The sequence below is a fragment of the Streptomyces sp. M41 genome (genome assembly GCF_043673425.1).
Lineage (GTDB): Bacteria > Actinomycetota > Actinomycetes > Streptomycetales > Streptomycetaceae > Streptomyces.
Genome location: NZ_JBIMKE010000039.1, coordinates 13532 through 27566 on the forward strand (window position 1 = coordinate 13532; position 14035 = coordinate 27566).

10 protein-coding genes, 1 tRNA gene and 1 riboswitch are annotated in these 14035 nt (G+C 71.6%); of the genes, 5 read left to right on the forward strand and 6 right to left on the reverse strand.

The window, feature by feature from the left end:
• Nucleotides 1-139 precede the first annotated feature (139 nt).
• The 3 genes from lhgO (at nucleotide 140) to ACHBTE_RS32350 (ending at nucleotide 3798) form a co-directional block, all read left to right on the forward strand.
• Complete coding sequence (lhgO, locus tag ACHBTE_RS32340; protein WP_394728675.1) at nucleotides 140-1348, forward strand: L-2-hydroxyglutarate oxidase; 1209 nt, start codon at nucleotides 140-142, stop codon at nucleotides 1346-1348.
• A 95-nt stretch (nucleotides 1349-1443) separates the two neighbouring features.
• Nucleotides 1444-2295, forward strand: coding sequence for a tRNA (guanosine(46)-N7)-methyltransferase TrmB (gene trmB, locus ACHBTE_RS32345; RefSeq protein WP_394728677.1), 852 nt, complete (start codon nucleotides 1444-1446; stop codon nucleotides 2293-2295).
• Nucleotides 2296-2379: 84 nt separating this feature from the next.
• Nucleotides 2380-3798 carry a PrsW family intramembrane metalloprotease gene (locus tag ACHBTE_RS32350; protein WP_394728679.1) on the forward strand — a complete coding sequence of 473 codons (1419 nt, stop codon included), beginning with the start codon at nucleotides 2380-2382 and terminating at the stop codon, nucleotides 3796-3798.
• A 17-nt stretch (nucleotides 3799-3815) separates the two neighbouring features.
• Here ACHBTE_RS32350 and ACHBTE_RS32355 read toward each other — a convergent pair whose 3' ends face one another.
• The 5 genes from ACHBTE_RS32355 to ACHBTE_RS32375 all read right to left on the reverse strand — a co-directional run bounded on the left by ACHBTE_RS32355 (nucleotide 3816) and on the right by ACHBTE_RS32375 (nucleotide 8969).
• Entirely contained in the window at nucleotides 3816-4760 is a 945-nt protein-coding gene (locus ACHBTE_RS32355) for an aldo/keto reductase (protein WP_394728681.1), read from the reverse strand.
• 166 nt (nucleotides 4761-4926) lie between these two features.
• Nucleotides 4927-5949: a M23 family metallopeptidase gene (locus tag ACHBTE_RS32360; RefSeq protein ID WP_394728683.1), complete on the reverse strand. Its 1023-nt coding sequence runs from the start codon at nucleotides 5947-5949 to the stop codon at nucleotides 4927-4929.
• Nucleotides 5950-5960: 11 nt separating this feature from the next.
• Nucleotides 5961-6125: riboswitch (cyclic di-AMP (ydaO/yuaA leader) on the reverse strand.
• A gap of 233 nt (nucleotides 6126-6358) precedes the next feature.
• Nucleotides 6359-7444, reverse strand: coding sequence for a PP2C family protein-serine/threonine phosphatase (locus ACHBTE_RS32365; RefSeq protein ID WP_394728685.1), 1086 nt, complete (start codon nucleotides 7442-7444; stop codon nucleotides 6359-6361).
• 243 nt (nucleotides 7445-7687) lie between these two features.
• Nucleotides 7688-7761: transfer RNA gene (locus ACHBTE_RS32370), tRNA-Met, on the reverse strand.
• A 77-nt stretch (nucleotides 7762-7838) separates the two neighbouring features.
• Nucleotides 7839-8969 (reverse strand): dihydrofolate reductase family protein, encoded by a 1131-nt coding sequence (locus ACHBTE_RS32375; protein WP_394728687.1) that lies wholly within the window; start codon nucleotides 8967-8969, stop codon nucleotides 7839-7841.
• Nucleotides 8970-9051: 82 nt separating this feature from the next.
• Here ACHBTE_RS32375 and ACHBTE_RS32380 point away from each other — a divergent pair, with 82 nt between their 5' ends.
• Together ACHBTE_RS32380 and ribA are read left to right on the forward strand one after the other, a co-directional pair.
• A complete protein-coding gene (locus ACHBTE_RS32380; protein WP_394728689.1) occupies nucleotides 9052-9567 on the forward strand; it encodes a MarR family winged helix-turn-helix transcriptional regulator in 516 nt (171 codons plus the stop codon).
• A 194-nt stretch (nucleotides 9568-9761) separates the two neighbouring features.
• On the forward strand, nucleotides 9762-10403 hold the full coding sequence (gene ribA, locus ACHBTE_RS32385) for a GTP cyclohydrolase II (RefSeq protein ID WP_394728691.1): 642 nt from the start codon (nucleotides 9762-9764) through the stop codon (nucleotides 10401-10403).
• A gap of 121 nt (nucleotides 10404-10524) precedes the next feature.
• Here ribA and ACHBTE_RS32390 read toward each other — a convergent pair whose 3' ends face one another.
• The gene (locus ACHBTE_RS32390; RefSeq protein ID WP_394728693.1) at nucleotides 10525-13806 is read right to left on the reverse strand and encodes a S8 family serine peptidase; all 3282 of its coding nucleotides are present in this window, start codon (nucleotides 13804-13806) and stop codon (nucleotides 10525-10527) included.
• Nucleotides 13807-14035: the final 229 nt, after the last annotated feature.

The following is a 14035-nucleotide window of genomic DNA, read 5'->3' on the forward strand; positions in this document are numbered from 1 at the left end:
GCGCCCGCTTCCACGACCCCGATGACCGCACCGCCGACCGCACGTCCCCCTTCCCACGTCCGCGCCACCGGCGGCGCGCCGCGGGTTTGAGGGCGTTGTCAGTGGCGCAGTGCATTATCGGAACCGGGAGGTGGGGCAGGTGCTCAGGCTCGCTTACGACTGTGACGTGCTCGTCATCGGCGGTGGGATCGTCGGGCTGTCCACGGCGTATGCGATCACGCGTGCCGCTCCGGGCACGCGGGTGACCGTGCTGGAGAAGGAGCCGGGACCAGCCCGGCACCAGACGGGGCGCAACAGCGGGGTCATCCACAGCGGGATCTACTACCGCCCGGGGTCGCTGAAGGCGCGGTACGCGGTGCGGGGCGCCGCCGAGATGGTCAAGTTCTGCGCGGAGTACGGCATCGCGCACGCCGTCACCGGCAAGCTGATCGTCGCGACCGAGCGGGAGGAGCTGCCCCGGCTGCACGCCCTGGTGCAGCGCGGCCGGGAGAACGGCATTCCGGTCCGGGAGCTGGGAGCCGCCCAGATCGCGGAGTACGAGCCCGAGGTGCGGGGGCTCGCCGCGATACACGTCGGGACGACGGGGGTGTGCGACTTCGCCGGGGTGGCCCGGCAGCTGGCCGAGGCATCGGGGGCGGAGATCCGGTACGGCGCACGGGTGGAGGCGGTCGACCGGCGCGCCGAGCTGGGAGTGGCCGTACGGACCACGCGCGGCGACATCGTGCGCGGACGGGCGCTGGTGAACTGTGCCGGGCTGTACTGCGACGAGGTGGCCCGGATGACGGGGGACGAACCGGAGATGCGGATCGTGCCGTTCCGCGGCGAGTACTACTCGCTGGCACGGCCCGAGCTGGTGCGGGGCCTGGTGTATCCGGTGCCGGACCCGGCGTTCCCGTTCCTCGGCGTGCATCTCACGCGCGGGATCGACGGAGGCGTCCACATCGGGCCGAACGCGGTGCCGGCACTGGCCCGCGAGGGATACGGCTGGGGTGTCGTACGACCGCGAGAGGTCGGGGCGACGGTGGCCTGGCCCGGGGTGTGGCGGATGGCACGGCGGCACTGGCGGTACGGCGCGGGGGAGCTGCGGCGGTCGGTGTCGCGGCGGGCGTTCACGGGGGCGGTGCGCAGGCTGCTGCCGGCGGTGACGTCCGACGATCTGGTGCCGGCGGCGGCGGGGGTGCGGGCGCAGGCGGTGCTGCGGGACGGGTCGCTGGTGGACGACTTCTTGATCCGGGAGGGTCCGCGGGCCGTGCATGTGCTGAACGCCCCGAGCCCGGCGGCGACGGCCTCGCTGCCGATCGGGCGGGAGGTGGCGCGCAGGGCGCTGGCGGTGCTGGAGCAGATGTGACCGGGGGCGGACGTCGGAGCAGCCGCCCCTGATGTGCCCGGTGGGCGGCGGCCCCGGGCCGGCCGTGTCCCGCTCCCCGTAAAATCGACCCCACTGTGTCTGAATCCCTCAACGCCCCCGAAGCCCCCCAGCCCGGCACCCCGGCTCAGCACGAGACCGTCGACGGGCAGGGCCACCACGCCCCCGGTGTCTCCGTCCGGCACACCCGGGCCAAGGGCGAGCCCCGTTTCCCGGACGGTCCCAAGGCCGATCCCGCGGGGTCGCACTTCGAGCGGCGGATCCGCAGTTTCCAGCCGCGGCGCAGCCGGGTGACCGCGGGGCAGGCGGACGCGTTGCAGCGGCTGTGGCCCAAGTGGGGGCTCGACATCGACGGGCAGCGCGTCGTCGATCTCGGTGAGCTGTTCGGCAACGACAACCCGGTCGTGCTGGAGATCGGGTTCGGCATGGGCGAGGCCACCGCCCAGATGGCCGCCGCCGACCCGGCCACCAACATCCTCGCCGTCGATGTGCACACCCCCGGCCAGGGCAACCTGCTCAACCTCGCCGACCACCACGGACTGTCCAACCTCCGGGTCGGCAACGGCGACGCCATCATCCTGCTGCGCGAGATGCTCACCCCCGATGCGCTCGACGGGCTGCGCGTCTACTTCCCCGACCCCTGGCCCAAGAAGCGGCACCACAAGCGGCGCCTCATCCAGCCGGAGTTCCTCAGCCTGGCCGCGACCCGGCTGAAGCCCGGCGGCCTCGTGCACTGCGCCACCGACTGGGAGCCGTACGCCGAACAGATGCTCGAAGTTCTGACGGCGCATCCCGACTTCGAGAACACCCGGGCGGACGGCGGTTTCTCGCCCCGTCCCGAGTTCCGGCCGCTGACCCGTTTCGAGGGACAGGGACTGGACAAGGGTCATGTGGTGAACGACCTGCTCTTCCGGCGCGTACAGCGGTAGGAGCAGCACCGACAGTCCCCCGCCGGCGCCCGTGCCCCTTCGCGCTGCTGCGGGCGGCGCCCCTGTCTCGTTAGGGTCGATGCCGTGGCCACCCGTCCCCCGTACCCGACGCACCCCACCGGTCCCACCGGCGGCACGCTGCGGCACGCGCACTGGTGGCAGAGGCGGTGGGTGCGCTACGGCGCGCTCAGCACGCTGCTCACGCTCTCCGGGCTGGTCATCCTCGCCCTGGTCCGCGAGCAGACCGGCACCGAGGGGTTCCTGGTCGGGCTCGGACTCGCCGTGCTGCCCGTGCCGCTGCTCGTCGCGTCCTTCCGCTGGCTGGACCGGGTCGAGCCGGGGCCCTGGCGCAATCTGGTGTTCTCCTTCGCCTGGGGCGCCTGCGCGGCGGCGTTGATAGCGATCGTCGCGAACAGCTTCGCGACCCGGTGGATAGCGACCGCGACGGCCGATCCGTCGCATGCGGACACCCTCGGCGCGACCGTCATAGCGCCCGTCGTGGAGGAGACGGCCAAGGCCGCCGCGATCCTGCTCGTGTTCCTCTTCCGACGACGGGACTTCACCGGGATCGTCGACGGTGTGGTGATAGCCGGCGTCACCGCCACCGGTTTCGCCTTCACCGAGAACATCCTCTACCTGGGCACCGCCTTCGGTACCGACCAGCTCACCGGCGACAGCGGCATCGCCTCCGTCACGGCCGCGACCTTCTTCGTCCGCGTCATCATGTCGCCCTTCGCGCACCCCCTGTTCACGGTCCTCACCGGCATCGGCTTCGGCATCGCCGCGCTGTCGGGTGAGCGCCGGCAGGTGCGCCGCGTCCTGCTCCCCCTCCTCGGGCTGCTGCTCGCCATGGGCATGCACGCCATGTGGAACGGCTCGTCGGCCTTCGGCGAGTACGGGTTCTTCGCCGTGTACGCGGCCTTCATGGTGCCCGCGTTCGGGCTGCTGACCTGGCTGGTGATCTGGACCCGGCAGCGGGAACTGAGGACCGTGCGGGAGGAGCTGCCCGCCTATGTCGTCGCCGGGTGGCTGGCCCCCGGCGAGCCGTTCGCGCTGGGCTCGATGCGGGCGCGGCGGGTGGCCCGGCAGTATGCGCACCGGCGCGGCGGCCGGGCGGCGGCCCGTGCGGTGGCGCAGTACGAGGCGTACGCCACGTCGCTGGCGTTCCTGCGGCACCGGGGGCGCCGCGGGCGGGCCGACGCCGACTTCCTCCTCCGGGAACGGGAGCTGCTGCACGAGCTGTGGCACCGCCGGGAGTTCGCCCGACCGGCGCTGGAGCACGCGGTCGCCGTGACGCGGGCATGGCCGCCGGGGCACGGGTACGGGGGGTACGGGGCGTACGGCTATGGGGCGCCCGTGCCGACCCCTTGGCCGCCGTACGGCCATGCCGGGCACGTCAGCCATACCGGGCACGTCGGACAGGCAGCGCCGGCCGGCCGGCCCCATGGCCCGGTGTACGGGCCCGCGGCGCCCTACCCCGCGTACAACCCGTACCGGACCTGACCGCGAAGGCGCTCGCCTCAGGCGGAAGCCGCCGTCAGCCTCGCCAGTTCCTCCTCGGTGAGCCGCAGCTCTCCCACTCCCACCAGTGCCGGCAGTTGTTCCACCGTCCGGGCGGAGGCGATGGGGGCCGTGATCGTGGGCTGGGCGGCGAGCCAGGCCAGCGCCGTGGTGGCCACCGGAGCCTCGTGGGCGCGGGCGATCTCGTCCAGGGTGTCGAGCACCCGGCGTCCCCGCTCGGTCCGAAGGTGCTTGGCGGCGCCCCCGGCGCGCGGGCCCTCCACCGTCGTACCGGCGCGGTACTTGCCCGTGAGGAAGCCGGACGCCAGGGAGTAGTACGGCACCACCCCGAGGCCCGCACGCTCGGCGAGGTCCTGGAGTTCGCCTTCGTAGGTGTGGCGGGAGACCAGGTTGTAGTGGGGCTGGAGGGCGACGTACCGGGCGAGGCCCTCCGCGTCGGAGAAGTCCAGGGACGCCTTCAGCCGCCCGGCGGAGATGTTGGAGGCGGCGATGTGCCGGATCTTGCCCGCCTTCACCAGCTCGTCGAGCGCGCCGATGATCTCCTCGACCGGTACGTCGGGCTTGTCGAAGTGGGTGTAGTAGAGGTCGATGTGATCGGTGCCGAGGCGGCGCAGGGAGGCGTCGGCGGCGGCTTTGACGGTGGCGGCGTTCAGGCCCTGGTAGTCGGGGTGCTGGCTGACCTTCGTGGCGATCACGACGTCGTCCCGGTTGCCGCGCGCCTTCAGCCAGCTGCCGATGACGGTCTCGGACTCGCCGCCCGCGTTGCCCTCGACCCACGCCGAGTACGAGTCGGCCGTGTCGATGAAGTTGCCGCCCGCCGCCGTGTAGGCGTCGAGGACGGCGAAGGACTCGGCTTGGTCGGCCGTCCAGCCGAAGACGTTGCCGCCGAGGCAGAGCGGGAAGACCTCGAGGTCGGAGGAGCCGAGCTTGCGCAGAGAAGTCATGCTCGTCGTCAACTTCCCTGAGTGCGGGGCCTATTCCGCGGTGGCGTCGATGAGCGTGTGTGAAGAATGCGCGCACGGAAAGGGCCGGCGGCCCTGACGTCGGGGGGTCGTCGTCAGGGCCGCCGGGAAACAGCCGTGGGGCGGTGGCCGCAGGGGCCGCCGTGGGTCAGGGCGTGAGGCCCTTGCCGCGCAGCCACGCCAGGGGGTCGATGCCGCTGCCGCTGCCGTCGGGGTGCACCTCGAGGTGGAGGTGGGCGCCGGTCACGTTGCCGGTGGCGCCGACGCGGCCGATGACGTCACCGGTGTTGACCTTCTGGCCGACGCTGGCGCTGATCGAGGACTGGTGGGCGTACCAGATCTCGGTGCCGTCCTCGAGGGTGAGGACCGTCTTGTAGCCGTAGGAGCCGTCCCAGCCGGCGAAGGTGATGGTGCCGGTGTGCACAGCCTTGATCAGGGTGCCGGAGGGCGCGGCGAAGTCCAGGCCCGTGTGGTAGCCGGAGGACCAGTAAGCGCCGGCCTGTCCGAAGGTCGAGGTGAGGGTGTACGAGGAGGTCGGCAGTGCGTACTGCTTGGCCAGCTCGGCGAGGCGCTCGGCCTCGGCCTTCTTGCGGGCCTCCTCCTCGGCCTCGGCCTTCGCGGCGGCGGCCTTGGCCTTGGCTTCCTTCTCCGCCTTGGCGGCGGCAGCGGCGGCTTCCTTCTCGGCGGCGGCGAGCGCTTCGGCGGCGGCCTTGCTGTCGATCTGGTCCTGCTGCTGCTCGACCTGGGCGATGATCCGGGCCCGCAGGGCCTCACCGGCGTCGCCGGTGCCCTCGGTGGCCTCCTCGGTCGTGGCGCCCATGGTGCTCAGCGCCGTACCGGTGTCCGCCGGGGCGGCCTCGTCGTCGTCGATGAGCGGCAGGTCCGGCATGGTGATGGCAACCGGCGGCTTGCCGGTCTGCGCGGTGGCCATGCCGCCCGCGCCGACGGCGGCTATGACACCGACGCCGAGAACCGTGGAGCTGCGGGCGAGTCCCCCACCGCGCTGCTTGGCCACGCGATGCCGGCCGCGCACGGGACGAACGGTGTCCGCGGTGGGATTCCACTCCTCGAACGGGCCGTCGGTGGTGCGGTCGCGGTCGTAGCCGAAGGTGTCGGTGCTGCGCTGACCCGGTATGAACGGGGCTTGCGTAGCAGGCCTGTTGGACGCCACGTGGGCGTACTCCTTTCCTTCCTTCTCGCCTACCGGGTTAGCTGACGGGTTCGGAGCAGGAAGGTCTCCTACGCGCGTATACCGGCCGTGGGTCCACGGTGGTTTCAGCGCGATTCACCCCAGGGTGGTGGTTCCCCGGTTCCCGTACTGGGTACAGGATTCGGCGCGTGCGCACGGAGCCGCCTCTTGTGACGGCTGGGACGACCGCGCTGCGTTATCGAACGTTAATAGACGCGGGGTGCGGATTCCAAGCTGTTCCGGTTGATCGTTAACGATTTTCGCGGGGACTAACAGGTCACGAGCAGTCCAAATCGGGCGAGTTGGCCAAGGCTCAGCAGTCGCATGACTGCTGACAGTGCGTCAGTTGTTATGCGGAGGGCTCTCATCCGGTCACTGGTGGTGACGGTGGTCAGGGGCGGCGTACGGCGAGCAGCGCCATGTCGTCCGCCATCCCGCCCCCGGAGTGCCGGCGCACCTCCGCCGCGAGGGCGCCGAGCAGGGCGGCCGGCTCGCGGTGGGCGTTGGCCCGCCCCGCGAGCCGCACCTCGGGGTCGTAGAACCGCCCATTCTCGTCGCGCGCCTCGGACAGGCCGTCGGTGTACAGCAGCAGCGTGGCCCTGCTCGGGAACTCGGCTTCCTGGGCCCGGTCGGGCCAGGCGCCGAGCTCGGCCATGCCGAGGGGCAGCGCGGGCTCGGGGGCGAACAGGGAGCGCACGGTGCCGTCGGCGTACAGCAGCAGCGGCGACGGATGCCCGCGGTTGACGATCCGTACGAGCGCCTCGCCGTGCGGCAGTTCGGCGAGGACGGCGGTGGTGAACCCCTCCCGGGCGTCCACCGCTTCCCGTCGCGCGCGTTCACGCGTCAGCGCCCGCTCCAGACGCTGGGCGACCGCCTCCAGCGTGGTCTCCTGCTCGGCCGCCTCCCGGAAGGTCCCGATGACGACGGCGACGACGCCGACGGCCCCCATGCCCTTGCCGCGCACATCGCCCACGACGAGCCGGATGCCGTGCGGGCTGTCCTGCACGGCGTACAGGTCACCGCCGATGGAGGCGCCCTCCTGTGCCGCCTCGTACCGCGCCGCGATCTGATACCCGCCGATCCGCTCGGGTGGTTCGGGCAGCACGGCGCGCTGGGCTGCCTCGGCGATCGCGCGGGCGGAGGCGAGGCGGGCGTCGCTGCGGCGCACGAGCAGGTTGATGAGGACGGCGAGGACGGAGACGGTGATCACGGTCGCCAGTTCGGTGATCACTTCCGCCAGCGGCAGCCCGCCGTGCGGGACCCGCAGCACGGCCAGGGCCGCGATGGCCACGAGGCCCGTGAGCACCGTGCCGCGCAGCGAGTAGAGCGGGGCGGCACCCAGGGGCGCGGCGGTGAAGAACGGGGCGCCGGTGTAGGGCGTCGGGGTGAGGTGGTCGTACACGGCTCCGGCCGCGATCAGCAGGGCGGGGAGCGATCGGACCACCCGGCGTGCGTACGAGATCCGGCGTTCCTCCACCTCACCAGGGTTGCCGAAGCGGGGGCCGTGGGCGAGCGGTGGGGGCCGACCGGACGAGATCGGCGGCGTGCCGGGCCGGTCGGCACTCAGCGCCGGAACACGCAGGGCGGGAACACCCAGGGCGGGAAGACTCAGGGCGGGAAGACTCAGCGCCACGCACTCAGCGCCACATCTGGACCCACACACTTGGCGCCAGAAATACTCAGGGCCGGAACTCCAAGAGTTCCGGCCCTGAGCCTTCAGTAGCGGGGACAGGATTTGAACCTGCGACCTCTGGGTTATGAGCCCAGCGAGCTACCGAGCTGCTCCACCCCGCGTCGGTGAATCCATAGTACGCCATCCGCGGGGCCCAAAGCACACGCCTTTCCGCGCCCCGGCCGCCACCTGCGATTTTTCAGGTGAGCAGATGCTTGTTCGGCGCCTTGGCCCGCTCCTCGTACTCCGGCAGGACGACGACGTCCACGCCGTGTCCCGCCAGCATCCCGCTGCCGTCGGCACCGGCCACGAACGTGTCCGGCTCCCGCCAGGCGGTCACCACCCGGCGCACCCCCGCCCGGAGGATCAGCTGCGCACACGGCAACGGCCGCGACGCCCGGCGCGTGCACGGCTCCAGGCTGGTGTACACCGTCGCGGCGGCCATCCGCGGATCCCCGGCGTCGATCTTCGCGAGCGCCGCCTCCTCCGCGTGCACCACCAGATCGCCGCCCTCCCTGGAGTGCCCGCGCGCCAGCTCGGTCCCGTCGGCCGCCACCACCACCGCCCCGACACTGAAGGCCGTCCCCGACGGCGGGCACTGCGCGGCCAGGTCACAGGCCAGTGCCAGCCAGTGCCGGTCGGCGGCGCCGGGCAGCGCGCCGGTGCCGGGTGCCGTCGGCTCGTAGCGCATCAGTACGACGTCCTCGATGCGTCGCGTCTCGATCAGCCGCAGCCGCCCGCCCTGGTACCCGCCCGGCCCGAACAGCCGCGGCGCCTTCGGGTCCCCCACGAACAGCGGCGCCAGCACCAGCTGCACCTCGTCGGCCAGCCCCTGCTGGAGCAGCTGGGTGTGGATCGTGCCGCCGCCCTCCACCATCAGCCGCTCGACGCCGCGGACCTCGCGCAGGTGTGCCAGCAGGCCCCGCCAGTCCAGCTCCGGGCCCAGCGCGACCACGTCGGCCGCGACCGGCGCCCGACGCAGCCGCTCGGCTCCCGTCTCCGTCGTATAGACGATCTTCTCGCCGCCGGTGTGCCAGAAGTTGGCCGTCGGATCCAACTCGCCCGAGGCGCTGACCGTGACCTTCAGTGGGTACTCCGGCCTGCCCGCCGCCACCCGTGCCGCCCGCCGCCCGGCCGAGTTCACCAGCAGCCGCGGATTGTCCGCCCGGATGGTGCCGGCGCCGATGAGGATGGCGTCGACCGACGCCCGCACCTCGTCGACCCGGTCGAAGTCGGCGGGGCTGGACAGCAGCAGCCGCTCGGGGGTGGTGTCGTCGAGGTAGCCGTCCAGGGAGACGGCGGCGGACAGCAGGACGTAGGGGTACGGCATCGGCGCGCTCTCCGCTCGGCGGTCTCGGGCTGTTTCAAGTGTCAGGCTTGGTTCAAGTTTGAAACAAACCTACCCTGGTGGCATGACGACTCGCTGGCTCACCCCCGAGGAGCAGCGCGCCTGGCGCGCGTACATCGCCGCCGCCGCGCTCATGGAGGACGCGCTGGACCGGCAGCTCCAGCAGGAAGCCGGCATGCCCCATCTGTATTACTCCATCCTCGCCACCCTGTCCGACGCCCCGGAGCGCCGGCTGCGCATGACCGAGCTGGCCGAGGGACTGAAGATCACCCGCAGCAGACTGACCTACGCCGTGACACGCCTGGAGAAGGACGGGCTGGTCCGGCGGGAGGACTGCCGCTGGGACAAGCGCGGCAGCGTCGCCGCCCTCACCGACGACGGCATGCGCGTCCTGGAGCAGGCGGCACCGGGCCACGTCGAGACCGTACGGTCCCTGCTCTTCGACCGGCTGACCCCACGACAAGTCGGACAGCTGGAGGAGATCTTCACCGCGATCGGCAAGGGGTTCCAGGGGGACGGCGGACAGGCCGGCGGGGACGACGTGCCCTGGCGGCGGCGCTCCACCAAGCCCTGCTCATGAGATTCGAGTCCGGCTCATGAGGCTCCGGGCCGCCCGTGCGTGAGGTTCAAGTCCGGTTCATGAGGCGGACGTCGGGCGCATGACGTACGCGAGACTCTTGTTGCTTCAAATTTAAAGCATGAGGTAGGGTCCTGATCCGAGGAGCTGCTTCAAATTTGAAGCAGTCGGCCACAGACGGAACCCGGAGATCCCGCATGCCCGACTTCACCGCCGCCGCCCAGCGCGCCCGTGTCCGGGTCCCGCTGCACTTCCCCGACGGCTATCGCGCCGACGCCGAACTGGTCACCTTCCACGGGCTGGCCGACGGCCAGGAGCATGTGGCCGTCGTCCTCGGCGCCCCGGCCCCCGGCACCACCCCGCTGGTCCGGCTGCACTCCGAGTGCCTGACCGGCGATGTGTTCGGCTCGGCCCGCTGCGACTGCGGCCCCCAGCTGCGCGAGGCCGTCGAGCGCATCGCCGAGCGCGGCGGCGTGCTGCTGTACCTCCGCCAGGAGGGCCGGGGCATCGGTCTCTACAACAAGCTCGACGCCTACGCCCTCCAGGACCAGGGCCTCGACACCTACGCCGCGAACGCCGCGCTGGGCCTGCCCGAGGACGACCGCGACTACACGGCCGCGGCTCAGATGCTGACCGCGCTCGGCATCGGTGAACTGGACCTGCTCTCCAACAACCCCGACAAGGCCGACCAGTTGCGCGCCCTCGGCATCGAGGTCCGGGACCGCGTCCCCACCGGGGTCTTCGCCACCCCGGACAACGTCCGCTATCTGCGTGCGAAGGTCCTCCAGACCCAGCACACCCTGCCGCTGGGCGACCTCGCGGCACTCGACGCGGGCTGAGCGGACGGCGATCCTGCGCACCCGGCGACCGAAGGGACGGACGACCGGACGACGTACGCCGAAGGGGCGGGCGTCCGGCACCGGACACCCGCCCCTCACCTGCTGTGCACTGGTCTGACGGCTACGGCGTGACCTTCTCGATCGTCACCCCGCCCACACCCGCGGTCGTCCCGCGCGTGTTCAGCAGCCGCACCTCACCGAGGAGTTCGCGGCCCTCGCCCACCGCCTTGGCGACCGTGACCTGCGCCGACACCTTCATGGTGGCGCCCGTGCCGAGCTTCACCGGCGTCGACTCGTCGACGGCGACCTTGCCGAGCGCGGAGGAGAAGAACACGTCCCGGTAGTCGTACGCGGTCGAACCGGACGGCACCTCGAAGCCGGCCACCTCGACGGTGTACGTGCCGGCGGCCGGGTTCGCGACCGAGACCGACTCGTCCGAGTCGCCGTCCGCCGACTGGGCGACGGCCTTGCCCTGGGCGTCGTACACCGTCAGGTCGAGGTCGGCGCCCGCGTCGGCGACACCGCCGATGGCGACGTCCAGCGACCTGGTGCCCTCGGGCACCTCGACGGTGCTGGTGTGCGTCTCACCGTTCTTGATGGTCGGCCGCGCGGTCTTCGACGAGCCGAGGGCACCGCCCTTCAGGGTGCCGTCGACGGCCGCCAGCTTGTTGGTCACCGTCCAGGAGGCGTCGACCGGCGTGCCGACCTCTGCCTCGGGGACGGTCACGGACGCCGGGTCGAAGGACGCGCCGTACACGGTGGCGTTCAGCTTGTACGGGTTGTCCAGCGGCGCCGACGTACGGCGCGCGTCGACCTCGATCTCCCAGACACCCGGCAGCGGGTCCTCGTAGGAGGCGATGTCCGTCGTGTCCGGGTCGCTGTCCGTGACCGGGACGCCGTACGGGCTGATGGCGCTGAACACCGTCCGGCTGCCCTCCTTCAGGCCGCCCAGTGTGACCTGGAGCGACTTCGCGCCCTCGGGGACGGTCACGAAGTACGACCGGAAGCTGTTGCGCTGCACCGAGCCGGAGGACTTGAAGGTGTGCTTCACCGGGACGGAGACCACGACGGTGTTGAGGATCTGCTTGTCCACACCCACCGTTTTGGGGTCGTCGACCTCCAGGATCGCGCTCTTGATGCCCGCGCTCCTCGGCGCGGCCTGGATCTTCACGGTCACCGGCTTGTTCAGCGGCAGCTTCACCACGCGCGGGCCGAGGATCGAGAAGGTGCGGGCCTTGTTGTTCGCCAGGCGCAGGGTGTGCGGCAGCGAGCCGGCGCGGCCGGAGGTCCGGGTGACGGTGACGTCGTACGTCCGCTTCTTCCCGGCCTTCAGGCCGCCCTCGCGGTCGTAGACGCCGGTGCCGAAGCCCGGTGTCTTCAGCGCCTGGTCGAGGGCGGTGTCGACGGGGGCCTTGACGGCGTAGTCGTGGGCGGTGGCGCCGGCCCTGATCGCCTTCCAGGCGTCGAGGATGTCGATGCGCCCGGCACCCTCCTCGTACGCCTGAACTCCCTTGATGTGCCTGGCCGTCGAGGTCAGCGCGGTGCGCAGCCGCTCGGGCGTGAGGTCGATGCCCTTCTGTCCGGCGGCCGACAGCAGCAGCGCGCTCGCGCCCGCGGCCTGCGGGGCCGCCATCGAGGTGCCGTTGTACATCGCGTAGCCGGCGGGCAGCTTCCAGCCCGCCTCGGCGATGGGCGCGCCGGGCATCCAGGCCGGGATCGTGCTGACCGCGGAGCCGGGGGCGACGACGGTCGGGGTGAAGCCGCCGTCCTCACGCGGGCCGCGCGAGGAGAAGTTGAACAGCTGGTACTTGGAGCGCACCCCGGTGCCGTAGTTGGCGGCGAAGGTCTCCTTGGAGACACCCGCACCGACGGATATGACCTTGTCGGCGAGGCCGGGGTCACCGACGGTGTTGGCGCCGGGGCCGGAGTTGCCGGCCGACAGCACCAGCTGGACGCCGTAGGTGTCGATCAGGCGCGTGTACATCTCGGCGCGGGCGCTGTTGCCGTCGTTCAGCGGGGGCAGGCCGCCGATGGACATGTTGACGATGTCGACGCCGTGGTCGGCGACGAGGTCGATCATGCCCTCGGTCAGGGCGACGCTGGAGCAGCCGGGACCGAACACACAGGCGCGCGAGGAGACGATCTGCGCACCCGGGGCGGCGCCGTTCATGTTCTTGCTGCCGAGCAGGCCGTGGGCGGCGGTGATGCCGGCGACATGGCTGCCGTGCGCTCCGGCGGTGAGGCCGATGTTGACGAAGTCGGCCTTCTTGCCGACCCAGTCACCGCCGAGCGGGTCCATCGGGACGTCCTTGCGGACCTCCACGACGAAGTCCTGGCTCTCGGGGGTGTCCGTGGCCGGGTCGTCGGTGCCGAAGCGGCCGACCTGGTGGCCGTCCTTGTACGGCTTCATCGGGGTGTCGTCGGTGAAGTCGCCGTTGTCGTTCACGTCGACGGTGGCCGTGCCGGTGGCCGGGTCGTAGAGCACGCCCCAGTCGTCGGTGGTGTCACCGTCGCGGTTGACGTCGCCGTCGGCGTCGCCGTCGGTGACCTTGCCCTGGGCGGTGACGGCCTCTCGGAAGGTGCTGATCCGGTAGGCGCCCTCGGGTGCCTTCCAGCTCTTGTCGCCGTAGGTGAAGGCAGGCCCGGTCACCGAGGTGGTCATCGCCCGCCAGGTGCCGTCGCCGTCGGTGATCGGGTCGGTGGCGGTCACCCAGTCGACGATCTTGCGCTTGCCGGTGGTCGTCTTCTGGAGCGCGGGGCTCGCGAGGTCGACGCCGGAGTCCAGGATGCCGATGGTCACGCCTCGGCCGTCCGCCTTCGGATTCTTCTTCACGAAGTCGACCGCGCCGGTCTCGAAGGCCGGGTTGTACGGGTTCTTCGCCGGGGTGTTCTTCCCGGGGCCGGGGTAAGTGGCCGCGGAGGCGGCCGACTTGCCGCCGCCGTCGAGGCTCGGCTCCTCCAGGGGTATTTCGTCCCGCAGGTCGATGGCCTGCACGGAGGAGAGCCGCGTGGCGGCGGCGATGGCCGCGTCGGCCTTGCCGGTCGGCACGGTCGCCCGTACGTAGCCGAGCTTGTCGTACGTACGGCCGACCGAGCCGCCCTTGATCGCGTCCAGCTCCGCGGCGGCCTTCTCGGTCTGCCCGGGTGCTGTGGCGATCATCATCGTGACGGTCTTGTCGCGCTGGGCCTTGGCCTCGGCGAGGAGGTCGGCGTCGTCCGAACCGAGCTTGTCGTGGGCGGACTTGACGCCGGGGTCGGCCGCGGCGGCGGGTGCGCCGTCCGCGGCGAGGGCGAGGGGCACGGGCCCGGCCGCACAGAGCGCGGCGACGAGTCCGGCGGCCACGGCGATACGAACGGCGCGCTTGGCGCCCGGTATCGGGGCCGGGTGGGGGGTGGGGGGCATGGTGATCCCTGGTGCTGAAGGAACGTAGACGTCGGCGGCCGTATCGAGCACCTTCGACCGCCGCGGACCGGAATGTGATCCCGGATGATCGCCTAGCTTCCCTCAAGGGGCCTATTTCTGTTGATACTTCGCGGAGAAGAGATCACCAACTGACGCAAACTCGCCATGCGCCAGGGGGGACTTAGTGGGGCAGGGTGTGGCAATCCTGGGGGTGGTGGGGTGAGGCAGC